The organism is Pseudomonas sp. LB3P25, assembly GCF_054897985.1.
In genome coordinates this window covers 6,591,616-6,615,199 of sequence record NZ_CM142711.1, presented here as the reverse complement: position 1 = coordinate 6,615,199, position 23,584 = coordinate 6,591,616, and the positions used below count along the sequence as shown (strand labels likewise).

The window sequence follows — 23,584 nt, the reverse complement described above, 5'->3', positions numbered from 1 at the left end:
GTGTAGACGGGCAATTCGGGGGGAGGGAGGCGCGGGGGATTTAATCTGCAAAAAGCAAAACCCCCGGCCTGGGCCGGGGGTTTCGTTGTTACTCGTCGAGGAAGGAGCGCAAATGCTCGCTTCTCGTCGGGTGACGCAGCTTGCGCAGCGCCTTGGCTTCGATCTGACGAATCCGTTCACGGGTCACGTCGAACTGCTTACCAACCTCCTCGAGGGTGTGGTCGGTATTCATGTCGATACCGAAGCGCATGCGCAGAACCTTGGCTTCACGGGCAGTGAGGCCGGACAGAACTTCGCGAGTCGCTTCTTTAAGGCTCTCAACAGTGGCGACATCGATTGGCGACTGCATGGTCGAGTCTTCGATGAAGTCACCCAGATGGGAGTCTTCGTCATCACCGATCGGGGTTTCCATGGAGATCGGCTCTTTAGCGATCTTCAATACCTTGCGGATCTTGTCCTCAGGCATTTCCATGCGTTCGCCCAGCTCTTCCGGGGTCGGTTCGCGACCCATTTCCTGCAACATCTGGCGGGAAATGCGGTTGAGCTTGTTGATCGTCTCGATCATGTGCACCGGAATACGGATGGTGCGGGCCTGGTCGGCGATCGAGCGAGTGATCGCCTGACGGATCCACCAGGTGGCATAAGTCGAGAATTTGTAGCCGCGGCGGTATTCAAACTTGTCTACCGCTTTCATCAAACCGATGTTGCCTTCCTGGATCAGATCGAGGAATTGCAGACCGCGGTTGGTGTACTTCTTGGCGATGGAGATCACCAGACGCAAGTTCGCTTCTACCATCTCTTTCTTCGCGCGGCGGGCCTTGGCCTCACCGATCGACATGCGACGGTTGATGTCCTTGATCTCGGCGATCGTCAAACCGGTTTCGGTTTCCAGCGCGGTCAGCTTCTGCTGGCAACGAATGATGTCCGGCTGCAGGCGACCAATGGCTTCAGCGTATTTGCTTTTGCCTTTGGCCAGTGCGTCGGTCCAGCTTTCGTCGACTTCGTTGCCCGGGAACTGGCGCAGGAAGTCGGCACGCGGCATGCGGGCATCACGAACGCAAAGTTGCATGATCGCGCGCTCTTGCTGACGCAGACGATCCAGGGCACTGCGAACACGCTCGACCAAGCCTTCGAATTGCTTCGGAACCAGTTTGATCGGCATGAACAGCTCAGCCAGAAGCACCAGCTCGGCAATTGCCAGCTTGTTGCCACGACCGTGCTTTTTCAGCGCCTTGCGGGTGATTTCCATCTGATCGGAGACAGCGCCAAAGCGCTGAGCTGCGATGACCGGATCCGGACCGCTTTCGGCTTCTTCTTCGTCGTCGGTGCTGGCTTCAGCGTCATCGTCGTCGGTGTCGTCGTCCGCTTTCACGGCTTTCGGGTCGACAGGCGGCGGCACTTCTGCAGCAGGCGGCGCAATGCCGTCGTCCGGGTCGATATAACCGCTCAGGACGTCGGACAGGCGGCCACCTTCGGTGGTGACGCGAGTGTACTCGGAGAGAATATGGTCAACCGTGCCAGGGAAGTGCGCAATTGCGCCCATCACTTCGCGGATGCCCTCTTCAATACGTTTGGCGATTTCGATTTCGCCTTCACGTGTGAGGAGCTCTACCGTACCCATTTCACGCATGTACATGCGCACTGGGTCGGTGGTGCGACCAATGTCGGTCTCGACCGCTGCCAACGCTGCTGCTGCCTCTTCGGCCGCGGCTTCGTCGGTATCGGCGTCGGCCAGCATAAGGGAATCCTTATCTGGCGCAACCTCGAATACGTTGATCCCCATGTCATTGATCATGCGGATGATGTCTTCCACCTGTTCCGGATCTGAAATATCCTCCGGCAGGTGGTCGTTGACCTCCGCGTAAGTCAGGTAACCCTGCTCACGACCAAGTGTGATCAACTCTTTGATACGAGACTGCTGTTGCGCTTTTCCGGACATAACACCCTATCCACTGAAGGTCTTGGCGGGCAAAAAACAAGCCGAGGATTATACCTGAGCTATGACCTCACGCGCCAGTTGAGGTCGGGTCTGATACAGCCATATTGCGTTTTAATAGGTCGCGCATCTGATTTGCTATCTGATTTGCTTCCTCCGCAGTCAATCCTGGCTGCCTTGCTTTCCTGATAAGTACTTCCAGGCTATCCGTGTGTTGACTTGCCGATAACCTAGTAATGGTGTCTAAAAACTGTTGTTCAAGGTTGTCGCCGTCAATCAGCCATTCCTTTTCCGCCAAAGCCTTGAGCAGGCGCCCCTGTTCAGTCCCATGCCAGCGGGCCATCAACTGAATAGAGTTTAGCTTAGGATTTTTCTGCACCGCCCCGATGAGGGCTACCAGCAGTTGCGCGTACGTGTTGCTCTCATTCGCGAAGTGATCGGCGGTTTCTACCTTGCCCGCCAGTTCCGGGTGATGAATGAGGGTGCGCAGCGCAATCAGCGTTGGCGCTTCGACAGCGATCGGTGTGCGTGGGGCGCTATGTTGGTCGCGATCACCACCGCGTTTGCCGTTCTTGTCCCACGGCTTCTTGTCCCACTTCTTGCCGCCTGCACCGGGTTTTTTCGGCGTCCATTCCTGCTGCGGCACGTACATCTCTTGTGCCTGTGGCTGATGGTAGTCGCTGTAATCGGGCATGGCGTCGTAATCGATGCCGGGGTCGTACGCCGGTGGGGCATCCTGAGGAGCGCTTTGCACCAGCTGACTGACGGCTTCACCGCTAAGCCCGGTAATTTCGGTCAGGCGCTGCCGCATCAGGATGCGCAGGTTCGCACCCGGGACTTTGTCGATCAGCGGCGCGGCGAGGGTGGCCATGTGGGCCTTGCCTTCGAGCGAGCGTGGGTCCGACTCCTCGGTCAGCTGTTGAAAAAAATAATCCGCTAATGGTTGGGCATGCTGGTTGATCCGTGCGCGGAAGGCATCAGTGCCTTCGGAGCGGACCAGCGTATCCGGGTCTTCGCCTTCAGGGAGGAACAGAAAGCGTGCGCGCCGCCCGTCCTGCAGGCTCGGCAACGCCGCCTCCAATGCTCGCCAGGCGGCATTTCGACCTGCCTGGTCTCCGTCGAAACAGAACAGCACGTTGGGCACGACGCGAAACAGTCGCTTCAAGTGCTCTTCGCTGGTGGCGGTACCCAGGGTCGCGACAGCATTGCGCAGGCCTTGCTGGGCGAGGGCGATGACGTCCATGTAACCTTCGACGACGATGATTTCGTCGAGGTTGCGGTTGTTTTTGCGTGCTTCGTAAAGGCCGTAGAGTTCCTGGCCCTTATGGAATACCGGGGTTTCCGGTGAGTTCAGGTATTTCGGCTTGTCGTCGCCCAATACCCGGCCGCCGAAAGCGATGATTCGCCCGCGGCTGTCGCGGATCGGGAACATCACGCGATCGCGGAAGCGGTCATAGCGTTTGCCGGTTTCGGCGTTCTCGATCAGCAGGCCGGCATCGATCATGGCTTTCTGTTGCAGAGTGTCGCTGCTCAAGTGCTTGAACAGATTGTCCCAGCCGGGCGGGGCAAAGCCGAGGCCGAAGTCACGGGCGATTTCACCGGTCAGTCCGCGACCTTTCAAGTAATCCACAGCCGCTTTTCGCGATGGATGGTTTTTCAGTGCCTGGCGGTAAAAGTCGGCGGCGGCGGTGAGCAGCGGGTAGAGCGGCGAATCGGTCGGCTGCCGTGGTTTGTGCGGCCGTCCGCTTTCTTCGCGGGGGATTTCCATGCCGGCGGCTTTGGCCAGTTCTTCGACAGCCTGGACGAAATCCAGGTTGTCGTGGTCCATCATGAAGCCGAGGGCATTGCCGCCGGCGCCGCAGCCGAAGCAGTAGTAGAACTGCTTGTCGGGGCTGACGCTGAAGGAGGGGGTTTTCTCTTTGTGAAACGGGCAGCAGGCGGTGTAATTCTTGCCGGCTTTTTTCATTTGCAGGCGCGAGCTGACCACATCGACGATGTCGGTGCGGTTCAGAAGGTCGTCAATGAAGCTCTGGGGAATTAGCCCGGCCATGGCGTTCTCGTCATCTGCGCTGAAATGGACCCAAAACAAAGAGCGGCCGAACGCAGGTCGTTGTTTGAGGCGCGCAAAGTGTGCGGCTCGACCAGTGTCGTCTGCGTATTCGCTGTCGGGAAGTGTATCTGCCGAAAATCCACTGACGTTAGTACCAATCAGTATTCGACTATTTGAAAGTGTTGCGCTGAATCCGGCTGCGGCCCGTCGATGGCCTCGGATAGCTCATAAACTGGCACGCAAGAAGGTGCCTTGGGCTGATCGTCGTGAGAGGAATCAGTGGGTGTGCTCGTCAGTAGCCTTGGAAGGCTCGTCAGAAAAGACGTGCACCGCTGGCAAAAGAGCCAGGTCTGACGCTGTGAAGCAGATTTGTCTCGGTCGCGTGTGCGGCTTTGACGGTGAAGCATCAAGCGTTTTCCGCAAATGCCATTAGCCCGGCTGAGGGCCGGGCTTGGCAGAAGCTTGCTACGAACGTCTGTGTATTAGTACAGACGAACGGCGCGGCGCTGTTCGCGCTGAACTTTCTTGGCGTGACGCTTAACAGCGGCTGCTGCTTTGCGCTTACGCTCAGAAGTAGGCTTCTCGTAGAATTCGCGGCTACGAACTTCAGCCAGTACACCGGCTTTTTCGCAGGAGCGCTTGAAACGACGCAGAGCTACGTCGAAGGGTTCGTTCTCTTTTACTTTGACGGCTGGCATCCAGAGCTACCTTCATTCATTACCGGGGTCAACATCCTCGTGGCAAAAGAGCACTTGAAGACGTCGGTTTTTAAGGGTTGCGGATGTTAACCCCTCATCGCTCGGAATGCAAAGCCTCTGATCGAAAACCGCTGGTCGGGGCATCACGTGGCGACTATTATGCGCGCCTTCGAATTCAGCCTAAACAAGGCGCAAACCCATGCTAGTACTGGGATTAGAAACCTCCTGCGACGAAACCGGTGTCGCATTATATGACAGTGAACGCGGCCTGCTGGCCGACGCGCTGTTCAGCCAGATCGACCTGCACCGCGCCTATGGCGGCGTGGTGCCGGAGCTGGCCTCGCGTGACCACGTCAAACGCATGCTGCCCTTGATTCGTCAGGTGTTGGCTGAAGCCGACTGTGTGCCGACCGAGATCGACGCCATCGCTTATACCGCGGGTCCCGGCCTGGTCGGTGCCTTGCTGGTGGGCGCCTCCTGTGCTCAGGCGCTGGCCTTTGCCTGGGGCATTCCGGCGCTGGGTGTGCACCACATGGAAGGGCACTTGCTGGCGCCCATGCTGGAGTCGCAGCCGCCTGAATTCCCGTTCGTCGCTTTGTTGGTGTCGGGCGGTCATACGCAGCTGGTTCAGGTTGACGGGATCGGTCAATACACGCTTTTGGGCGAGACCCTCGACGATGCCGCCGGCGAAGCTTTTGACAAGACCGCGAAGATGATGGGCCTCAATTATCCGGGTGGCCCGGAAATCGCGCGCCTGGCGGAGCAAGGGGTTGCAGGACGTTTCACTTTCCCGCGTCCGATGTGCGACCGTCCGGGCCTGGCTTTCAGTTTCAGTGGCTTGAAAACCTTCGCCCTTAACACCTGGCAGCAGAGCGTCAGCGCCGGGGACGACAGCGAGCAAGCCCGTTGCGACATCTCGCTGGCGTTCCAGCAGGCCGTGGTGGAGACTTTGACCATCAAGTGCAAGCGCGCCCTGAAACAGGCGGGCATGAAGCGTCTGGTGATCGCTGGGGGCGTCAGCGCCAACAAGGCGCTGCGTACTTCGCTGGAGAAGATGCTCGGCGACATGAAGGGCGATGTTTTTTATGCCCGTCCGGAGTTCTGCACCGACAATGGCGCGATGATTGCGTTTGCCGGCTGCCAGCGCTTACAGGCCGGTCAGCACGAAAGCCTGGCGATCAGCGTGCAGGCGCGTTGGCCGATGGAGCAATTGTCGGCGCTGTGATGATGTGCGGGATGAGCCGCGCTCATGCCCGGTATTTAAAAATGCCGTTCGCGCCCGGCAAACAGGTCGCGTAGATTGCCGCGATGGCGCCAGACGATCAGACCCGTGAGTGCGCTCATGGGCAGCAGTGCCGCCGGTTCTTGCCAGGCCAGCAGCGGTAGGGTCAGCGGTGTGGCGATCAAGGCCGCCAGTGAGCTGGTGCGAGTCAGGTAGAACGTCAGCAGCCAGGCGCAAACCGCCAGCAGTGCGGCGGGCGGGTAGAGGCCCAGCAGCATGCCGGCTGAGGTGGCGACACCCTTGCCACCGCGAAAGCGAAAGTACAGCGGGAACAGGTGGCCGATAACGGCGCAGACGCCAATCCAGGCCTGTTCCTGAAGCGAAAGACCCGCAACGCCGGCGATAAGTACGGGTAGCAGGCCTTTGAAGAGGTCCCCGATCAAGGTCAGGACGGCGAGTTTCTTGCCGGCCAGGCGCAACATATTGGTGGCGCCGGCATTGCCGGAGCCACTCATTCGCGGATCGGGGTTACCGGTCAGGCGGCTGAGCAAAATGGCGAAGGACAGAGAGCCGAGCAGGTAGGCGAGGGTCGCCAGTAACCAAAACATGCTAACTATTCCGGGCAAGGACGCCCTGATTCTAACGGCGCATTGCGCCCTTGTCGTGCAGCGGAGAAAAGTGCTTGGACAGAGTGTTTATCGAGGGCCTGGAAGTCGACACCGTGATTGGTGCCTACGACTGGGAGCGAGGCATCCGACAGTGCTTGCGTCTTGATCTGAGTTTCGCCTGGGACAATCGCCCAGCCGCCGCCGGTGATGACCTGACACTGGCGCTCGATTACGCGAGCGTTTCGTCGCGCATCCAGGCGTTTGCCGAGCAGGCGCAGTTCCAGTTGGTCGAGACCTTCGCCGAGCGTCTGGCTGAAGTCCTGATGAGCGAATTCAACATCACATGGATGCGCCTCAAGCTGACCAAGCCAGGTGCCATCCCGGCTGCCACGGGCGGTGTGGGCGTGGAGATCGAGCGCGGATGTCGCTGACTCAGGTGTATCTCGGGCTCGGTAGCAATATCGAGCGTGAATCCCATTTGCAGGCTGGCCTGGAAGCCTTGGCAGGTTTCCTGGTGGATATACGCTGCTCGGCGGTGTTCGAAAGCCAGCCGGTGGGGATCAAGAGCGGGCCGTTCTTCAATTTTGTGGTGTCGGCTTTTACCGATTTGCCGCTGATGGAGCTGGATCGCCGGCTGAAATTCATCGAGGCGGACAACGGCCGTTATGCGCCGGATCGCAAGGGGTTGCCGCTGGATATCGACGTGCTGCTGTTCGGCGATCTGGTGGGCAACTTTGATGGCTTGATCCTGCCGCGGGCAGAAATTCTGAAAAACGCCTTCGTGCTGTGGCCGTTATCGCTGATCGCACCGGATCGCGTGCATCCGGGTGTAGGCAAGAGCTTTGCGACGTTGTGGCGCCAGGCGCAGATTGATCAGGTGTTGGCGCCGGTGGCTTTTGAGTGGCGTGGTAAGCAGCTGACGCCCTCAGATTTGCTGTAAAGCAAAAGATCGTCCGAACGCGGCCCGAACCTTCGGCAGCTCCTACATGGATTGATGTGCGCCCTGTAGGAGCTGCCGAAGGCTGCGATCTTTTGCTCTTGCTTAGGCTTTTTCTTTGTAAGCCTTCAATGCCTTGAGCCGCTCACGCTTGATCGCCTCACCCAGCTCCGGCCCTTTGAATCCTTTCTCCAGCAATGGCTGAACTGCCACGGTCCGAGCCGCATTCGCCGCCCCGCGCAAATAATCCGCCTGTGGATAACTTCTCTGCTCCAGACCTTTGCGTCCACGCGCGTCCATCTCGCATGCCGCAATAAATTCCTCGAACCGCTGCGGTCGGCGGTAGATGTCGAAACTCTGCAGCAACTCCAACAAGGTCGACGCTTTCAGCTCCAGGGCGCGATGGCCATGGGTGTGATATTCGCCCACCAGCAGCGCCAGTTCCTGGCAATCCCTCGGCGCCTTGAAGCGTTCGTTGACCGCTTTGATTAACTTCAGGCCTTTGTGCTCGTGGGCAATGTGTCGGGGCCATTCCTCCTCGGGCGTCAGTCCCTTGCCGAGGTCGTGCAACAGGCAGGCCCAGCGCACGGTGAGTGGTTGTTTATGTTTCGCCGCTTGCTCCAGCACGCTCAGGGTGTGCACGCCTGTGTCGATTTCCGGGTGGTGGGCTTCCGGTTGCGGTACGCCGAACAGCGCATCGACCTCCGGCATCAGCACCTTGAGCGCGCCACACTCGCGCAGCACCTCAATGAACACCTGAGGCTGATCTTCCATCAATGCGCGGGAGATTTCTTTCCAGCTGCGTTCGGCGGTCAAGGCTTCCAGTTCACCTGACTCGCTAAGTTGGTGCATCAGTTCCAGAGTCTCAGGTGCGACGGTGAAGCCGAGTTCGGCATACCGAGCGGCGAAGCGGGCAACGCGCAGAACCCTGAGGGGATCTTCGGCGAACGAAGGGGAAACGTGGCGCAGGAGGCGATCCTCGAGATCGCGTTGGCCATGATAAGGATCGGTCAGGTTCTGCTGATCGTCTTCGGCCATGGCATTGATGGTCAGGTCACGACGGATCAGGTCTTCTTCGAGGGTGACTTCGGGGCTGGCGTGAAAAGTAAAGCCGCCGTAACCGCGTCCGCTTTTGCGCTCGGTCCGGGCGAGGGCGTACTCCTCACCGCTTTTTGGGTGAAGAAACACCGGGAAGTCCGCGCCCACCGGGCGAAAGCCCTTGGCGAGCATTTCCTCAGTGGTGGCGCCGACCACGACCCAGTCGATATCGGTGACTGGCTTGCCCAGCAGGCGATCACGTACCGCACCACCGACTTTATAAATCTGCATAAAAAACCTCCGTTAGCTCGACAGAATAACCGTTGCGTCGAACTTTCGGAGGCAGAAACAGGATCAAAGATGGATGACAGCCAGGTCCAGCCGGCCGTAATCCCCTTCGCCGTGTTCACCTCTGGGCGGAACGTGATGGGTTTTCATCACCTGATCCCCTTGCAGGGTTTCCAGGTGAATGTCGAAGCCCCAGAGCCGATGGAGGTGCTTGAGTACTTCCTCGGTGGACTCGCCCAGCGGTTTTCGGTCATGTTGCTGGTGACGCAGGGTCAGGGAGCGGTCACCACGCCGGTCGATGCTGTAGATCTGCACGTTGGGTTCACGGTTGCCGAGGTTGTATTGCGCCGCCAGGGTTTCACGGATGATCCGGTAACCATCTTCGTCATGAATCGCCGGGACCAGCAGGTCATCTTTCTGGTCGTCATCGAGAATGCTGAACAGCTTCAGGTCGCGGATCACCTTGGGTGACAGGTACTGGAGGATGAAACTCTCATCCTTGAAACTGCTCATGGCGAATTTGATGCTCGACAGCCAGTCGGTCCCAGCGATCTCAGGGAACCAGCGGTAATCCTCTTCGGTAGGGTTTTCACACATGCGGCGGATGTCCCGGTACATGGCAAAACCCAGAGTGTAGGGGTTGATACCGTTGTAGTAGGGACTGTCGAAGCCGGGTTGATAGACCACGCTGGTGTGGGACGTCAGAAACTCCATCATGAAGCCGTCGGTAACCAGGCCTTCGTCATATAGGTCGTTCATCAGGGTGTAATGCCAGAACGTGGCCCAGCCTTCGTTCATCACCTGAGTCTGGCGTTGCGGATAGAAATACTGGGCAATCTTGCGCACGATCCGCACGATTTCCCGCTGCCATGGCTCCAGCAGCGGTGCGTGTTTTTCGATGAAGTAGAGGATATTTTCCTGAGGTTCGGCGGGGAAGCGCGCGTTGTCCTTGTCGCTGTACTTGTCCGCACCTTTTGGAATGGTCCGCCACAGATCGTTGATCTGTTTCTGCAAATGCTCTTCCCGGTCCTTTTGCCGACGGCGCTCTTCTTCAGCAGAAATCGGATACGGGCGTTTGTAGCGATCAACCCCGTAGTTCATCAGGGCGTGGCAGGAATCCAGCAAGTCCTCGACCGCGTCGATACCGTGGCGCTCTTCGCACTGCATGATGTACTGCTTGGCGAAGACCAGGTAATCGATGATTGAACTGGCGTCAGTCCAGGTGCGGAACAGGTAGTTGCCTTTGAAAAAGCTGTTGTGCCCGTAGCAGGCATGGGCGACGACCAATGCCTGCATGCAGATGGTGTTTTCTTCCATCAAATAGGCAATGCAGGGGTCCGAGTTGATCACGATCTCGTAGGCTAGCCCCATCTGCCCACGGCTGTAGGATTTCTCGGTGCTGAGGAAGTGTTTGCCGTAGGACCAATGGTGATAACCCAGCGGCATGCCGACGGAGGCGTAGGCGTCCATCATCTGCTCGGCGGTGATCACTTCGATCTGGTTGGGGTAAGTATCGAGCGCGTAGCGAGCCGCCAGACGACTGATTTCTTTGTCGTAGGCCTGGATCAGCTCGAACGTCCATTCGGAGCCGGTGGAAATGGGTTGGCGCTTCTGCTCTTTGGCGGTCATGTCACTAACCTGCGCTGGAAGAGTTCACGGAAGACCGGATAGATATCCCCGGCCGAGACCAGTTGCTGCTGGGCAAAAGTGTCAGAGAAGGCTTCGGCGATGCGTTCGTACTCGAACCACAGGGCCTGGTGTTCGCGCGGGGTGATCTCAACGTAAGTGTAGTACTGCACGAACGGCATGATCTGGTTGATCAGTATGTCGCGACAGATCGGCGAGTCGTCGTTCCAGTTATCGCCGTCAGAGGCCTGGGCGGCATAGATGTTCCACTCGTTGCTCGGATAGCGTTCGGCCATGATTTCCTGCATCAGTTTCAATGCGCTGGAAACGATGGTGCCGCCGGTTTCGCGGGAGTAGAAAAACTCTTCTTCATCCACTTCCCGGGCACTGGTGTGGTGGCGGATGAACACGACGTCGATCTTGTCGTAGTTACGCTTGAGAAACAGGTACAGCAGGATAAAGAAGCGCTTGGCGATGTCCTTGGTCGCTTGGGTCATGGAACCGGACACGTCCATCAGGCAGAACATCACTGCCTTGGAACTGGGGTTGGGTTGCTTGATCAGCAGGTTGTACTTGAGGTCGAAGGTGTCGAGGAACGGTACGCGATGAATGCGCGCACTGAGTTTTTCGATTTCTGCTTCGATTTTCTGAATATCGCCGAAGTTGTCTGGCTCATCCCGCTTGAGTCGCAGCAGTTCTTCTTTGGCTTCGCGCAGTTTTGCCCGGCTGCTGCCAGACAGGGCGATTCGCCGTGCGTGGGCCGAGCGCAAGGTACGGATGATGTTGATCCGCGACGGATTGCCCTCGTTACTGATCCCGGCACGAACAGTCTTGAAGGTGTCGGTGCCGGTCAGGTTACGCTTGACCAGGTTCGGCAGCTCAAGGTCCTCGAACATGAACTCGAGGAATTCCTCCTGGGTGATCTGGAAGACGAATTCGTCCATCCCTTCGCCCGAATTGCCGGCCTTGCCGGGGCCTCTGCCACCGCCACCTCCGGGCGGGCGGGCAATGTGCTCGCCGCTGGTGAATTCCTTGTTGCCCGGGTGCACGACAGTCTGCTTGCCACCGCGACCGTGGTGAAGCACCGGCTCGTCAATGTCGCGGCCGGGGATGCTGATCTGTTCGCCGTGTTCCATATCGGTAATGGAGCGCCGGCTGACCGCCTCTTCGACAGCCTTTTTGATGTGATCACGGTAACGCCGCAGAAACCGCTGACGGTTCACCGTGCTCTTGTTCTTGCCATTGAGACGTCGGTCGATCACATAGCTCATGACTGCTCCTTAGAAGCTGTCCTGAAAGGGGCGAGCGGTTATGCAGCATCGACCGTGCCAAGGGATGTTAACGCTCCCCCAAGCGCTTTTGGACGCCGCCTGAACCTCGCTACCGACTTTCGAACACCTTCAGAGGTCTGTGTAACAGAAAATGCGTACACAGGCCTCTGGCTGACGACAACCGGTCTGACCGGCAGCGGGTTATTGTGATTTTCTGACCCGCAGGTACCACTCGGACAGCAGTCGGACCTGTTTGTCGGTGTAGCCCCGCTCGACCATCCGTGTGACGAAGTCGTTGTGCTTTTGCTGGTCCTCTTTGCTGGCCTTGGCATTGAAGCTGATGACTGGCAGAAGATCCTCGGTGTTGGAGAACATTTTTTTCTCGATGACCACCCGCAGTTTTTCGTAGCTGAGCCATGTCGGGTTCTTGCCGTTGTTGTTGGCCCGGGCGCGCAGCACGAAGTTGACTATTTCGTTGCGGAAATCCTTCGGATTGCTGATGCCGGCCGGTTTTTCGATTTTCTCCAATTCTTCGTTCAGCGCTACGCGGTTGAGGATCTCGCCGGTTTCCGGGTCGCGGTATTCCTGGTCCTGGATCCAGAAGTCGGCGTATAGCACGTAGCGATCGAAGATGTTCTGGCCGTACTCGCTGTAAGACTCGAGGTAGGCGGTCTGGATTTCCTTGCCGATGAATTCGATGTAACGCGGTGCCAGGTACTCCTTGAGGAAGCGCAGATAGCGTTCGCGGGTCTCGGCCTGGAATTGTTCCTGCTCGATCTGTTGTTCCAGCACGTAGAGCAAGTGCACCGGGTTGGCGGCGATTTCGTGCGGATCGAAGTTGAACACTTTCGACAGGATCTTGAACGCGAAACGGGTCGACAGGCCGTTCATGCCTTCGTCGACACCCGCGTTGTCGCGGTATTCCTGGATCGACTTGGCCTTCGGATCGGTGTCCTTGAGGTTTTCGCCGTCATACACGCGCATCTTGGAGTAGATGTTGGAGTTTTCCGGCTCCTTGAGGCGCGAGAGTACGGTGAACTGGGCGAGCATTTTCAGGGTGTCAGGCGCGCAGTGTGCCTTGGCCAGGGAGCTGTTGAACAAGAGTTTGTCGTAGATCTTCACTTCGTCGCTGACCCGCAGGCAGTACGGCACTTTGACGATGTAGATCCGGTCGATGAAGGCTTCGTTGTTCTTGTTGTTGCGGAAGGTGTGCCATTCCGATTCGTTGGAGTGGGCCAGCAGGATCCCGGTAAACGGAATCGCCCCCAGACCTTCGGTACTGTTGTAGTTGCCTTCCTGAGTGGCGGTCAGCAGTGGGTGCAGCACCTTGATCGGTGCCTTGAACATTTCGACGAATTCCATCAGGCCCTGGTTGGCCCGGCACAGGGCGCCCGAGTAGCTGTAGGCGTCGGCGTCGTTCTGCGGGAATTCTTCGAGTTTGCGGATGTCGACTTTGCCCACCAGTGCCGAGATGTCCTGGTTGTTTTCATCTCCCGGCTCGGTTTTGGCCACGGCGATCTGGTTGAGGATCGACGGGTAGAGCTTCACCACCCGGAACTGGCTGATGTCGCCGCCGAATTCGGCCAGGCGTTTGGTCGCCCATGGCGACATGATGGTGTTGAGGTAGCGCCGTGGGATGCCGAAGTCTTCCTCAAGGATCGCGCCATCTTCAGTGGCGTTGAACAGACCCAGAGGTGATTCGAATACCGGCGAGCCCTTGATCGCGTAGAAGGGCACTTTTTCAATCAGCTGTTTCAGCTTTTCGGCCAGGGACGATTTACCGCCACCCACGGGGCCGAGCAAGTAAAGAATCTGTTTCTTCTCTTCCAGGCCCTGAGCGGCATGGCGGAAATACGACACGATCTGGTCGATGCATTCTTCCATCCCGTGGAAGTCTTCAAAGGCCGGATAGCGGCGGATCACCTTGTTGGAAAAGATTCGCGACAGCCTCGAGTTGGCGGAGGTGTCGAGCAGCTCCGGTTCACCGATGGCCAGTAACAGACGCTCGGCGGCGGAGGCGTAGGCGCTGCGGTCGCTTTTGCACAGCTCAAGATACTCTTGCAGCGAGAGTTCTTCCTGGCGTGTGGACTCGAAGCGTTGTTGGAAGTGGCTAAAGATACTCATGACGTCACCTCGCTCGATACGTGGAGCCGACGCCGGATCATTCAGTCGATGCTGGCAGCGACCGAATATGCAGTCGCTGTTTACCCCCCAGAACTCTTTCGAAGCTGACTACCCCGAAAGCTACTCCCGATGACCCGCGCGCCGGTGTACCGGCTCTCCCCTGTTTTGGATGGCCTGCGCTTAAGGATAGTTGGGAATTCGGCAGGTAAAGGCGAGATACGTAATTAGTTGTGGCAGACCGTTCGTCTGCCACCGCGCGAGCCCGCGGGGGCCGGGGCTTGCGCGTTACAAAAATATTATTCGGAAGTGCCTTGCGCCGTTTCCGAAGGATAAGTCGTACGCCACAGCTCAAAACCGCCATCCATGCTGTAGACGTCGGAGAAGCCCTGGCTGATCAGGTACGCCGCTGCGCTCTGGCTGGAATTGCCGTGATAGCAGACCACTACCGTCGGTGCATCAAGGTCGGCGGCGCGGATGAAATCCGAGATGGAAACGTTGTCCAGATGCTTCGATCCGGCGATGTGCAACGCGGCAAAGGTCGCAGGATCGCGGACATCGACCACCACCGCGCCTTGTTCGCGCAGGGCCTGGGCCTGTTCTGGGGGGATACGTTTGAATTCGCTCATGGCGGGCTCCTGTGGCTCGGCTGAAAGCGCAGTCTAGCGCGGGGCGCTGGCTGACGATGGTTCGGGTCTAAGTGGGGCGACTGGCGGCAGCGCAAGGCCGTGCTCGTCGCATTGACAGGACAGGCGCTCACCGCTGTCGACATTCATCAGGGTCAAGGCGCCACCCCAGACACAGCCGGTATCGAGGGCCGAGATGCCCGGTTCGTTGCACCGACCTTCCAGCGCGGCCCAGTGGCCGAAGATGATCTTCAGGCCCTTGGTCTTGCGCTCTTTGTGCTGGAACCAGGGTTTGTAGCCTGGTGGCGCATTGTCGAGGCCTTCCTTGCTTTTAAGGTCAAGCTTGCCCTCGGCGGTGCAAAACCGCATGCGGGTGAAATAGTTGGTGATCACCCGCAGGCGGGTCACGCCTTTGAGATCGTTGTCCCATTTCGCCGGGTCGTTGCCGTACATGCCATCGAGGTAGGCCGGGAGCAGGTTATCGTCGCGCAGCGCAGTCTCGACTTCGCCGGCATACTTCAAGGCCTTGCGCAGTGACCACTGGGGCGGAATGCCAGCGTGTACCAGGGCGACATCGCGCTGTTCGTCGTAGTGCATGAGCTTTTGCTGACGCAGCCACTCCAGCAGTTCCGCACAATCGGGCGCCGCGAGAATCTCGAGCAGGGTGTCGGACTTCTTCAAGCGTTCGATGTTTTTCCCGGCGGCCAGTAAGTGCAGATCATGGTTGCCGAGCACACACACCAGCGATTCGCGGATGCTATAGAGGAAACGCAAAGTGTCCAGGGACTGCGGGCCACGGTTGACCAGATCGCCCACCAGCCACAGACGATCCCGTGTCGGGTCGAAGGCGACTTGCTTGAGCAGGCATTGCAATGCTTGAAGGCAGCCTTGCAGATCGCCGACGGCGTACGTTGCCATCAGTGCAGGGCTCCGGGCACCGCCAGGCGGAATGGGGCGATGATGGCGTCGAAGTGTTTGCCGTCATCGGCAAGCATCTGGTAAGTGCCCTGCATGGTGCCGACCTTGGTGGTCATGACCGTGCCGCTGCTGTAGGTGTGGTTTTCACCTGCCTGGATCAGCGGCTGCAAACCCACGACGCCGGCACCGCGAACCTCCTCGACATGCCCGTCACCGTCGGTGATCACCCAGTGCCGCGACAATAGTTTGGCTGGTAGCTCGCCATTGTTGTGCACGGTGATGGTGTAGGCGAAGGCAAAGCGATTGTGCTCGGGTTGCGATTGTTCTGCCAGATAGCGGGTGACGACGCTGACGTCGACCTGATAACGAGGATCGGACATGCAAGAGGCCTTAAAAACGAAGCGGAACGCGGGGCGTAGCTGATAGAACTCAGTCTAGGCCAAGTATCGGGTAGTAAACCAGACATGAAGGCTGGTGTCCTACCCGATAACGCTCATAGCCTGTCAGTCAGCGGCGGGCATCTGTAGGACTTGTTCGCTGAGCTTGTCGGCCAGGCGCACGAAGGCGGCCAGATCGAGCTGTTCGGGACGCAGGCTGCCATCAACGCCAGCGGCTTCGATTTCAGCGTTGCTCAGCAGCAGCTTGAGGGTGTTGCGCAGGGTCTTGCGGCGCTGGTTAAAGGCTTCACGCACAACACGCTCTAACAGCTTGTGATCCTTGGCTGGGTGTGGCAGCACCGCGTGGGGCACCAGGCGCACGATGGCCGAATCGACTTTGGGCGGCGGATTGAACGCGCCCGGGCCAACGTTGAACAAATGTTCAACCCGGCAGTGGTACTGAACCATGATCGACAAGCGACCCCAGTCACCACCACCAGGGCCTGCCGCGAGGCGCTCGACCACTTCTTTTTGCAGCATGAAATGCATGTCGCGAATCAGGCTGGCGTTATGCAACAGGTGAAAAATCAGCGGCGTAGAGATGTTATACGGCAGGTTGCCGACCACCCGCAGGCTATTCGGCGCAGCGTTCAGGCTGTTGAAGTCGAACTTCAGTGCGTCGCCCTGGTGCAGGTTGAAGTTGCTCTTGCCGGCGAATTGCTGGTTGAGGATCGGGATCAGATCCTTGTCCAGTTCTACCACGTCCAACTGGGCACCGCTGTTAAGCAGGCCTTCAGTCAGCGCACCCTGGCCAGGGCCGATTTCCAGCAGGCGGTCTTCGGGCTTGGCGCGGATGGCGCGCAGGATGCGGTCGATAACGCCAGCGTCGTGCAGGAAGTTTTGGCCGAAACGCTTGCGCGCCCGGTGTTGGTAATGCTCGGTCATAAACGGGTCTCGGCCATCTGGTAGGCGGTTTCCAGGGCGACTTGCAGGCTGCCAGTATCGATTTTTCCGCTTCCAGCCAGGTCCAGGGCAGTGCCGTGGTCGACCGATGTGCGGATGATCGGCAAGCCGAGGGTCACATTGACAGCCGCGCCGAAGCCTTTGTACTTCAGCACAGGCAGGCCCTGGTCGTGGTACATCGCCAGCACCGCATCGCAGTGCTCCAGATATTTGGGGGTAAACAGAGTGTCGGCGGGCAGGGGGCCACGGAGGTCCATTCCTTCGCCGCGCAAGCGCTCTAATGTAGGTTCGATGATGTCGATTTCTTCATGGCCCAGGTGTCCGCCTTCGCCGGCATGGGGGTTGAGCCCACACACGAGGATGCGTGGCTGGGCAATGCCGAATTTTTCTTGCAGGTCGGCGTGCAGAATTCGCGTGACCCGTTCCAGTCGCTCCGGCGTGATCGCATCGGCAATCTCGCGAAGAGGCAGGTGAGTGGTGACCAGCGCCACGCGCAATCCGCGGGTGGCGAGCATCATCACGACTTGTGCGGTATGAGTCAGGTCGGCGAGAAACTCTGTGTGCCCGGAAAACGCGATCCCGGATTCATTGATCACGCCCTTGTGCACGGGGGCCGTGATCATGCCGGCAAAATGCCCGTCCAGGCAGCCTTGGCCAGCTCGGGTCAGGGTTTCAAGGACGAAAGCCGCGTTGGCCTTGTCCAGTTGCCCGGCAGTGACCTTGGCGTTGAGCGGTGTATCCCAGACATACAGGCTGTTGGCTGGCGCGGGTACATCTGGCCAGTTGTCCGGGGTTACCGGCAGCAAATCGACAGCCACCCCCAGCTGCACGGCCCGCTCAAGGAGCAGGTCGCGGCTGGTAATGGCAATCAGGGGATGTGGCTGGGCTTGCGAGGCGAGCAGCAGGCACAGGTCAGGACCTATACCGGCCGGTTCGCCGGGTGTCAGCGCGAAACGTTTGGGTTTCACTGCGCTGCCTGGTTTGCACCAGGGAGTTTGATCTCTACGTACGCTTCGTCACGGATCTGACGCAGCCAGGTTTGCAGCTCTTCGTCGTATTTGCGGTTACGCAATACGGTCATTGCTTGCTGCTCACGGGCCTGGGTGGTGCTGTCAGTGGCGCGACGGCCAAGGACTTCCAGAACGTGCCAGCCGTATTGGGTCTGGAACGGCTTGGACAGCTGACCTTGCGGGGTCTTGGCCATCACTTCGCGGAATTCAGGCACCAAAGCATTCGGGTCGATCCAGTTCAGGTCACCACCGTTGAGGGCGGAACCCGGATCTTCCGAGAAGCTTTTCGCCAGTTCGCCGAAATCTTCGCCCGCTTCTATACGGGAGTAGAGCGACTGAGCCAGAGCCTTGGTTTTTGCTTCGTCGCGGATCGGGCTCGGTTTGACCAGGATATGACGCACGTGCACTTCGTCACGCGTCTGGGTCTCACCGCCACGCTTGTCGAGGATCTTCAGGATGATGAAGCCGCCCGGCGTACGCATTGGCTGGGTAATGTCACCGACAGCCATAGTGCTCAGCATGCGATCGAACGGTGGTGGCAATTGACCGGCTTTACGCCAGCCCATGTCGCCACCTTCCAGTGCGGTTTCGCTGGCGGATTTGGCGATTGCCAACTGACCGAAGTCAGCGCCTTGCTTGAGCTGCTGGTAAACCGCGTCGGCTTGCTTGGCGGCATTCTGAATGGCGTCGGAGTTGGCGCTTTCCGGCGTAGGAATCAGGATGTTGGCCAGGCGGAACTCTTCTGACAATTGCATTTTGCCAAGGTCGGAAGCGAGGAAGTTTTTCACTTCCTGCTCGGAGACCTGGATGCGTTCGGCCACACGACGCTGACGCACACGGCTGATGATCATTTCGCGACGAATCTGGTCACGGGCGTCGTCGTAGGACAGACCATCGTGAGTCAGGGCGGCGCGGAATTGATCCAAAGTCATATTGTTGCGCTGGGCAATGGTGCCGACAGCCTGGTTCAGTTCTTCATCGGTGATGCGGATACCGGAGCGCTCACCGATCTGCAGTTGCAGGTTTTCGACGATCAGACGCTCAAGCACCTGCTGATCCAGCACGCCGGCCGGTGGCGCGGCTGCACCGCGTTTGGCGATGGTTTGCTGAACTTCATGGACACGTTGGTCCAGTTGGCTCTGCATGACCACGTCGTTGTCGACAATGGCCACCACTTTATCAATGGACTGTACCGCAGCGTTCGCTGCGGTACCCAGGAACAACGCGCCCAACACTAGCGGGCGCAGACAATCAGAAAGCTTGGTCTTCACGTTCACGATAACCTTGGATGCCTTTGTCGAGGAAGCTCTCTACTTTGGCGCCGGTGAGGCCGCCGAGACCTTTCAGAACGATTTGTAGGAAGACGCCGTGGTCGCCTTTTTCGTTTTGCGGAGCGTCCTGGCTAAATTCGTCGTAGTCGACGAAGTAGCGGTTGATCAAACGCAGTTTCCAGCAGCAGTTGTCGTACTCGAAACCACCAAAGGCTTCCAGGGTACGGTTACGGTTGTAGTCATACTGCCAGCGGCTGATGGCGTTCCACTGCGGCACGATTGGCCAGATCACCGAGAAATCGTGCTGCTTGATCTTGTAGTAGTCCTTCACGAAGCCAGGCTGCCCCGGGGTGCCATAGTCACCGCCGCCCACCGACCATTTACCGGTGTTTTGGTCGTAACGGACCTGGTCATTGCGATAGCGATAGCCAGCGTTGATGACCTTGTTCGGGTTGTCTTCAGGCTGGTAGTGGAACATCGCGCTGCCCGAGCGAGGGCTGCGGCTGTCCGGGTCCCAGTTGTAATCGGCTGTGGTGCGCCAATCGCGGTTCCAGCGGTATTCGTATTCCAGTGCATAAGGCGAAACGTTGGCATGCGCATCGTCGCGGGTTTTGGCATCGATCCCCGGCAACTGGACTTCGCGGTCCTTGAAGTACAAGGCCTGGCCGACGCTGATGCGTTGACGTTCGAAGCCATTGTCTTCGATCCAGCGGTTGGTTATGCCCAGAGACAGTTTGTTCTCGTCGCCGACGCGGTCGGAGCCGGAGAAACGGTTGTCACGGAACAGCGACGCGTAGTTGAAGGTGTATTCGGCGGTGTCGAAGACTGGAATGTCGGTCTGGTCTTTCTCAGGTACATAGAGATAGTACAGACGCGGTTCCAGGGTCTGGCGATAGTTCTTGCCGAACCAGTTGGTGTTGCGATCGAAGTACAGGCCGCTATCGATGCTGGCGATTGGCACGCCACGGCTTTGGTTGCTGCCGAAGGTGCCGTTGAGTCGATCGCCTTCAGCGCCTTGGCTGGCGATGTCAGCTTTGCCCTTGTTATCGAGATCCAGGTCGTACTGGGTGTATTGATATTTGAGCGATGGTTTCAGGAAGCCATAACTTGCATTCATCGGATAGCTGACAACCGGAGCTACGTTGAGGCGATTGCCGTTGGCCCGGGCCAGGCCGAAAACGTTGGTATCAAGACGTGGAGTACCGGTGGTGCCATCCGCATTAAGCGGCCCGCCATCTTCATCTACGAAATTGCCGGTTTTCAAATCCCGATCAAACCGCACGATTTCCGTGTTGTATGCGAAATCCAGGCCGCCCGGATGTACCGGCAGCGCACCATCAAAGGTGATCTGCGGCAAGCGGTCATACGGCGTGATGTTTGAAACGGTCGCCAGCTGATAAGCCTGAGCGTTGATGCGAGCGACATAGCTGTCGCCCCGATAGCTGACAGAACCCTGCTGATTCACGTAATCCGCGCTTTTCACGCCAATCTGGTCAGTCTGCAGATCCTGGAAGTAATACGGATCGCTGATCTTGGTGTAGTCGACTTGCGTGAAGACGCGCGAGTCGAGACCACCCTTGTGCTGCCAGTTGTACATGTACCGGGTTTTTTCGTAGTCGGTCTGCAGCTTGCGATCGGTGTCTTCGTCGTTGAGGTACGCGGCGCCGAACTGACCTTCGCTGGACGGGGTCAGGTAACGGAACTCGCCTTCCATCAACAGCCCGTGCTTGGCCATGTAGCGCGGGTACAACGTGGCATCGTAGTTCGGTGCCAGGTTGAAGTAATACGGTGTGACCAGCATGAAGCCGGTATCGCTGCCGGTGCCGATAGTCGGCGGCAGGAAGCCGGACTGGCGACGGTCATCGATCGGGAAATAGATGTACGGCGTGTACAGGACCGGAATGTCTTTGACCCGCAGTGTCACGTTGGTCGCTGTACCGAAGCCGGTCGCCGGGTTCAAGGTGATGTTGTTGCCCTTGAGCTGCCAGGCGTTGCTGTTCGGTTCACACGTGGTGTACGTACCATCCTTGAGGCGGATGATCGCGTTCTCGGCACGTTTGGCGTACAGCGCATTGCCTCGGATACGGGATTTGTGCATCACGTATTCGGCGTTGTCGACCTTGGCTTCACCGGTGTCGAGCTGCACGTCGGCGTGGTCGCCCACGATCAGTGCGCCGTTGTCGCGAACACGGACGTTGCCGCTCAGTTCGCCACGGCTTTCAGCCTGGTAGAGGTTCGCTTCGTCGGCTTCGACCTGCATGCTGCCCTGGCGCATGACCACGTCACCGGCCAGGGTCGCGATCTGCTCATCCTGCTTATAGCGAGAGGCTTTGGCGCCAAGAAAGGTCGGAGCGTCACTTTTATTCGTCTTGTCATTCATGCCAGGACGAATCGGTTCGATATAGGAACCAGAGCAGTAAGGACCGGTTTCGGCCAATTGCGCTGCAGTGAGCTTCTCGCGCGGAACCCAATCGAGGTGGCTGTAGTCTTCGCTACGCGATTTTAGCCCGCGGCCCTTGGATTCGGTCACCAGCACAGGCTTAGGGCCGGTGTCTTGACTGGAACCGCTGTCGGCCGGAGTCTCGCCGCTCGTGCTTACCGCCGCACTGCCGTCATGGACGGGACGCGGTGGCAGCGCAGCTGCTGGAGATTTTGGCGCACAGTTCCAGGCACCCGAAGCAGAGACTGAGCAGTCATACTGTTCCGCGGCGACCACGAACGAAGTGGCTAGAGGTTGCAGGGCCAGCAGACTGCCGGTAACCAACAACGGAAATTTTTTACGAAACGCGGGGGATTTCAATGCCATCTTATTAGTCCGGGCTTCCTGCGTGCCATCTGCCCGCGGTGTGGGCCGCACGCCTCTCGATGGTCTGAAAAAGATGCTGGATAATAAAGCATGACCCGCTTGACGGCTAGCGCCGTCGGAGACCCTTGCAATGCCTGACCAAGATGTACGTTTGCAACACCTGAAAGTTTGGCTCGATGAGCAATTGGCTGTCCTCTTTGCAGAGCAGGGCTGGGGTGCCGTACCCCCGGCCACGTTGACCGCGGCCAGCAGCGATGCGAGTTTTCGACGTTATTTCCGCTGGGAAGGCGAGGGCAGAAGCTTCGTCGTGATGGACGCGCCACCGCCCCAGGAAAACTGTAAACCCTTCGTGGATATCGCTTTTTTGCTCGCGAAATCCGGAATAAATGTTCCGAAAATTTATGCCGAAGACCTCGAGCGTGGTTTTCTTTTGCTCAATGACCTGGGCAACAAGACTTACCTGGACGTGATTGACAGCGAAAATGCCGACGATTTGTTCAAGGATGCCCTGCAAGCACTGCTGGCTTTTCAGCAGTTACCGATGGTTGCACCGCTGCCGGGTTATGACGTGACGCTGCTGCGCCGCGAGCTGGAATTGTTCCCTGAGTGGTACGTGAAGCGCGAATTGGGTATCGAGTTCGACTCGGCGCAGCAAATGCTCTGGCAGAACGTGACTGAGCTATTGATCGACAGCGCGCTGGCCCAGCCCAAAGTGCTGGTGCACCGCGACTACATGCCACGCAACCTGATGCTCAGCGAGCCAAATCCCGGTGTGCTGGATTTCCAGGACGCGGTCTATGGCCCGGTGACCTACGACGTGACCTGCCTGTTCAAGGATGCGTTCCTCAGCTGGCCCGAGGAGCGTGTGCGCGGTTGGCTGGAAGTTTACTGGCAGCAAGCGGGCAATCTCGGGATCCCGGTTCAGCCCGACTTCGAAGATTTCCTGCGTGCCAGCGACCTGATGGGCGTGCAGCGGCACCTGAAAGTGATCGGCATCTTCGCCCGCATCTGCCACCGCGACGGCAAGCCGCGCTATCTCGGCGATGTACCGCGCTTCTTTGCTTATATAGACGCCGTGATCGCCCGCCGTCCTGAACTGGCTGAGCTGGATGTGTTGCTGCTGAGTCTGCGTGCTGGAGCGAATGCATGAAGGCGATGATTCTGGCGGCAGGCAAAGGCGAGCGCATGCGCCCGCTGACCCTGACCACGCCGAAACCACTGGTTCGCGCTGGTGGTATTCCGTTGATCGAGTATCACTTGAAGGCCTTGGCGGTGGCGGGGTTTACCGAGGTGGTGATCAACCACGCCTGGCTCGGCCAGCAGGTCGAAAGCTACCTGGGTGATGGCTCGCAATACGGCGTACGTATTCAGTACTCGCCGGAAGGTGAGCCACTGGAAACCGGAGGCGGGATTTTCCGCGCGTTGCCGTTGTTGGGTGATGAGGCCTTTTTGGTCGTCAACGGTGACATCTGGACCGATTACGACTTCAGCGTATTGCATCAGCCCATTGGCGGGCTGGCTCATTTGGTGCTGGCGGACAACCCGCCCCACCACCCGGCCGGGGACTTCAGTTTGATCGACGGGCAAGTACGCGACGGCCAGCCGGACACTGCAACCCTGACCTACAGCGGTATCGCGGTGTTGCACCCGCGGCTGTTCGACGGTTGCTCCGCCGGCGCCTTCAAGCTTGCACCGCTGCTGCGCAAGGCCATGGCCGATGGACACGTCACCGGCGAGCACTTGAATGGACATTGGGTGGATGTTGGCACTCACGAGCGCCTGGCTGAAGTCGAAACTCTGTTAGAAGCGAGACGCTGA

At 58.5% G+C, this 23,584-nt stretch carries 20 protein-coding genes; 5 read left to right on the top strand and 15 right to left on the bottom strand.

What is annotated here, in order from left to right:
- Positions 1-88: 88 nt before the first annotated feature.
- The 3 genes from rpoD to rpsU all read right to left on the bottom strand — a co-directional run bounded on the left by rpoD (position 89) and on the right by rpsU (position 4,684).
- Positions 89-1,939: an RNA polymerase sigma factor RpoD gene (gene rpoD / locus ACYZTW_RS30535; protein ID WP_462002970.1), complete on the bottom strand. Its 1,851-nt coding sequence runs from the start codon at positions 1,937-1,939 to the stop codon at positions 89-91.
- Positions 1,940-2,006: 67 nt separating this feature from the next.
- Positions 2,007-3,986 (bottom strand): DNA primase, encoded by a 1,980-nt coding sequence (gene dnaG / locus ACYZTW_RS30530; protein WP_462002969.1) that lies wholly within the window; start codon positions 3,984-3,986, stop codon positions 2,007-2,009.
- Positions 3,987-4,468: 482 nt separating this feature from the next.
- Complete coding sequence (gene rpsU / locus ACYZTW_RS30525) at positions 4,469-4,684, bottom strand: 30S ribosomal protein S21 (RefSeq protein WP_002551877.1); 216 nt, start codon at positions 4,682-4,684, stop codon at positions 4,469-4,471.
- Positions 4,685-4,883: 199 nt separating this feature from the next.
- Here rpsU and tsaD point away from each other — a divergent pair, with 199 nt between their 5' ends.
- On the top strand, positions 4,884-5,909 hold the full coding sequence (tsaD, locus tag ACYZTW_RS30520; RefSeq protein WP_046045367.1) for a tRNA (adenosine(37)-N6)-threonylcarbamoyltransferase complex transferase subunit TsaD: 1,026 nt from the start codon (positions 4,884-4,886) through the stop codon (positions 5,907-5,909).
- Positions 5,910-5,944: 35 nt separating this feature from the next.
- Here the strand turns inward: tsaD and plsY are convergent, their stop codons facing one another.
- Positions 5,945-6,514: a glycerol-3-phosphate 1-O-acyltransferase PlsY gene (gene plsY / locus ACYZTW_RS30515; RefSeq protein WP_008147193.1), complete on the bottom strand. Its 570-nt coding sequence runs from the start codon at positions 6,512-6,514 to the stop codon at positions 5,945-5,947.
- Between the two features lie 74 nt (positions 6,515-6,588).
- On the opposite strand from plsY, the gene folB reads away from it, so the two are divergent.
- Both folB and folK read left to right on the top strand, forming a co-directional pair.
- Positions 6,589-6,945 (top strand): dihydroneopterin aldolase, encoded by a 357-nt coding sequence (gene folB, locus ACYZTW_RS30510; RefSeq protein ID WP_008008297.1) that lies wholly within the window; start codon positions 6,589-6,591, stop codon positions 6,943-6,945.
- Positions 6,936-7,454 (top strand): 2-amino-4-hydroxy-6-hydroxymethyldihydropteridine diphosphokinase, encoded by a 519-nt coding sequence (gene folK / locus ACYZTW_RS30505; RefSeq protein WP_462002968.1) that lies wholly within the window; start codon positions 6,936-6,938, stop codon positions 7,452-7,454. The genes folB and folK overlap by 10 nt, the downstream gene beginning before the upstream one ends.
- A gap of 102 nt (positions 7,455-7,556) precedes the next feature.
- Here the strand turns inward: folK and ACYZTW_RS30500 are convergent, their stop codons facing one another.
- The 11 genes from ACYZTW_RS30500 to ACYZTW_RS30450 all read right to left on the bottom strand — a co-directional run bounded on the left by ACYZTW_RS30500 (position 7,557) and on the right by ACYZTW_RS30450 (position 21,766).
- Positions 7,557-8,780 (bottom strand): multifunctional CCA addition/repair protein, encoded by a 1,224-nt coding sequence (locus ACYZTW_RS30500; RefSeq protein WP_462002967.1) that lies wholly within the window; start codon positions 8,778-8,780, stop codon positions 7,557-7,559.
- A 63-nt stretch (positions 8,781-8,843) separates the two neighbouring features.
- Positions 8,844-10,406 carry a SpoVR family protein gene (locus tag ACYZTW_RS30495; RefSeq protein ID WP_462002966.1) on the bottom strand — a complete coding sequence of 521 codons (1,563 nt, stop codon included), beginning with the start codon at positions 10,404-10,406 and terminating at the stop codon, positions 8,844-8,846.
- Positions 10,403-11,674 (bottom strand): YeaH/YhbH family protein, encoded by a 1,272-nt coding sequence (locus ACYZTW_RS30490; RefSeq protein WP_095127215.1) that lies wholly within the window; start codon positions 11,672-11,674, stop codon positions 10,403-10,405. Before ACYZTW_RS30490 ends, ACYZTW_RS30495 begins: the two co-directional genes overlap by 4 nt.
- A 201-nt stretch (positions 11,675-11,875) precedes the next feature.
- Positions 11,876-13,798 carry a PrkA family serine protein kinase gene (locus ACYZTW_RS30485; protein WP_033056218.1) on the bottom strand — a complete coding sequence of 641 codons (1,923 nt, stop codon included), beginning with the start codon at positions 13,796-13,798 and terminating at the stop codon, positions 11,876-11,878.
- 296 nt (positions 13,799-14,094) lie between these two features.
- Positions 14,095-14,424 carry a thiosulfate sulfurtransferase GlpE gene (gene glpE, locus ACYZTW_RS30480; protein ID WP_046045372.1) on the bottom strand — a complete coding sequence of 110 codons (330 nt, stop codon included), beginning with the start codon at positions 14,422-14,424 and terminating at the stop codon, positions 14,095-14,097.
- A gap of 33 nt (positions 14,425-14,457) precedes the next feature.
- Positions 14,458-15,339: a symmetrical bis(5'-nucleosyl)-tetraphosphatase gene (locus ACYZTW_RS30475; RefSeq protein WP_462002965.1), complete on the bottom strand. Its 882-nt coding sequence runs from the start codon at positions 15,337-15,339 to the stop codon at positions 14,458-14,460.
- Complete coding sequence (gene apaG, locus ACYZTW_RS30470) at positions 15,339-15,719, bottom strand: Co2+/Mg2+ efflux protein ApaG (RefSeq protein ID WP_462002964.1); 381 nt, start codon at positions 15,717-15,719, stop codon at positions 15,339-15,341. Before apaG ends, ACYZTW_RS30475 begins: the two co-directional genes overlap by 1 nt.
- A 123-nt stretch (positions 15,720-15,842) precedes the next feature.
- Entirely contained in the window at positions 15,843-16,661 is an 819-nt protein-coding gene (gene rsmA, locus ACYZTW_RS30465) for a 16S rRNA (adenine(1518)-N(6)/adenine(1519)-N(6))-dimethyltransferase RsmA (protein WP_462002963.1), read from the bottom strand.
- Positions 16,658-17,647, bottom strand: coding sequence for a 4-hydroxythreonine-4-phosphate dehydrogenase PdxA (gene pdxA / locus ACYZTW_RS30460; RefSeq protein ID WP_462002962.1), 990 nt, complete (start codon positions 17,645-17,647; stop codon positions 16,658-16,660). Before pdxA ends, rsmA begins: the two co-directional genes overlap by 4 nt.
- Entirely contained in the window at positions 17,644-18,960 is a 1,317-nt protein-coding gene (gene surA / locus ACYZTW_RS30455) for a peptidylprolyl isomerase SurA (protein WP_462002961.1), read from the bottom strand. Before surA ends, pdxA begins: the two co-directional genes overlap by 4 nt.
- Complete coding sequence (locus ACYZTW_RS30450; protein WP_462002960.1) at positions 18,941-21,766, bottom strand: LPS-assembly protein LptD; 2,826 nt, start codon at positions 21,764-21,766, stop codon at positions 18,941-18,943. The genes surA and ACYZTW_RS30450 overlap by 20 nt, the downstream gene beginning before the upstream one ends.
- Before the next feature lie 130 nt (positions 21,767-21,896).
- On the opposite strand from ACYZTW_RS30450, the gene ACYZTW_RS30445 reads away from it, so the two are divergent.
- Together ACYZTW_RS30445 and murU are read left to right on the top strand one after the other, a co-directional pair.
- Positions 21,897-22,916 carry an aminoglycoside phosphotransferase family protein gene (locus ACYZTW_RS30445; protein WP_462002959.1) on the top strand — a complete coding sequence of 340 codons (1,020 nt, stop codon included), beginning with the start codon at positions 21,897-21,899 and terminating at the stop codon, positions 22,914-22,916.
- Positions 22,913-23,584 (top strand): N-acetylmuramate alpha-1-phosphate uridylyltransferase MurU, encoded by a 672-nt coding sequence (murU, locus tag ACYZTW_RS30440; protein ID WP_462002958.1) that lies wholly within the window; start codon positions 22,913-22,915, stop codon positions 23,582-23,584. The genes ACYZTW_RS30445 and murU overlap by 4 nt, the downstream gene beginning before the upstream one ends.

Excerpts from the sequence above, each read along its gene's own strand:
- tsaD (WP_046045367.1), top strand. The coding sequence starts at position 4,884 with ATGCTAGTACTGGGATTAGAAACCTCCTGCGACGAAACCGGTGTCGCA.
- ACYZTW_RS30490 (WP_095127215.1), bottom strand. The coding sequence starts at position 11,674 with ATGAGCTATGTGATCGACCGACGTCTCAATGGCAAGAACAAGAGCACG.
- murU (WP_462002958.1), top strand. The coding sequence starts at position 22,913 with ATGAAGGCGATGATTCTGGCGGCAGGCAAAGGCGAGCGCATGCGCCCG.
- ACYZTW_RS30475 (WP_462002965.1), bottom strand. The coding sequence starts at position 15,339 with ATGGCAACGTACGCCGTCGGCGATCTGCAAGGCTGCCTTCAAGCATTG.
- rsmA (WP_462002963.1), bottom strand. The coding sequence starts at position 16,661 with ATGACCGAGCATTACCAACACCGGGCGCGCAAGCGTTTCGGCCAAAAC.
- apaG (WP_462002964.1), bottom strand. The coding sequence starts at position 15,719 with ATGTCCGATCCTCGTTATCAGGTCGACGTCAGCGTCGTCACCCGCTAT.
- folK (WP_462002968.1), top strand. The coding sequence starts at position 6,936 with ATGTCGCTGACTCAGGTGTATCTCGGGCTCGGTAGCAATATCGAGCGT.
- rpoD (WP_462002970.1), bottom strand. The coding sequence starts at position 1,939 with ATGTCCGGAAAAGCGCAACAGCAGTCTCGTATCAAAGAGTTGATCACA.
- ACYZTW_RS30500 (WP_462002967.1), bottom strand. The coding sequence starts at position 8,780 with ATGCAGATTTATAAAGTCGGTGGTGCGGTACGTGATCGCCTGCTGGGC.
- ACYZTW_RS30450 (WP_462002960.1), bottom strand. The coding sequence starts at position 21,766 with ATGGCATTGAAATCCCCCGCGTTTCGTAAAAAATTTCCGTTGTTGGTT.
- plsY (WP_008147193.1), bottom strand. The coding sequence starts at position 6,514 with ATGTTTTGGTTACTGGCGACCCTCGCCTACCTGCTCGGCTCTCTGTCC.
- rpsU (WP_002551877.1), bottom strand. The coding sequence starts at position 4,684 with ATGCCAGCCGTCAAAGTAAAAGAGAACGAACCCTTCGACGTAGCTCTG.
- ACYZTW_RS30495 (WP_462002966.1), bottom strand. The coding sequence starts at position 10,406 with ATGACCGCCAAAGAGCAGAAGCGCCAACCCATTTCCACCGGCTCCGAA.
- glpE (WP_046045372.1), bottom strand. The coding sequence starts at position 14,424 with ATGAGCGAATTCAAACGTATCCCCCCAGAACAGGCCCAGGCCCTGCGC.
- ACYZTW_RS30485 (WP_033056218.1), bottom strand. The coding sequence starts at position 13,798 with ATGAGTATCTTTAGCCACTTCCAACAACGCTTCGAGTCCACACGCCAG.
- dnaG (WP_462002969.1), bottom strand. The coding sequence starts at position 3,986 with ATGGCCGGGCTAATTCCCCAGAGCTTCATTGACGACCTTCTGAACCGC.
- ACYZTW_RS30445 (WP_462002959.1), top strand. The coding sequence starts at position 21,897 with ATGCCTGACCAAGATGTACGTTTGCAACACCTGAAAGTTTGGCTCGAT.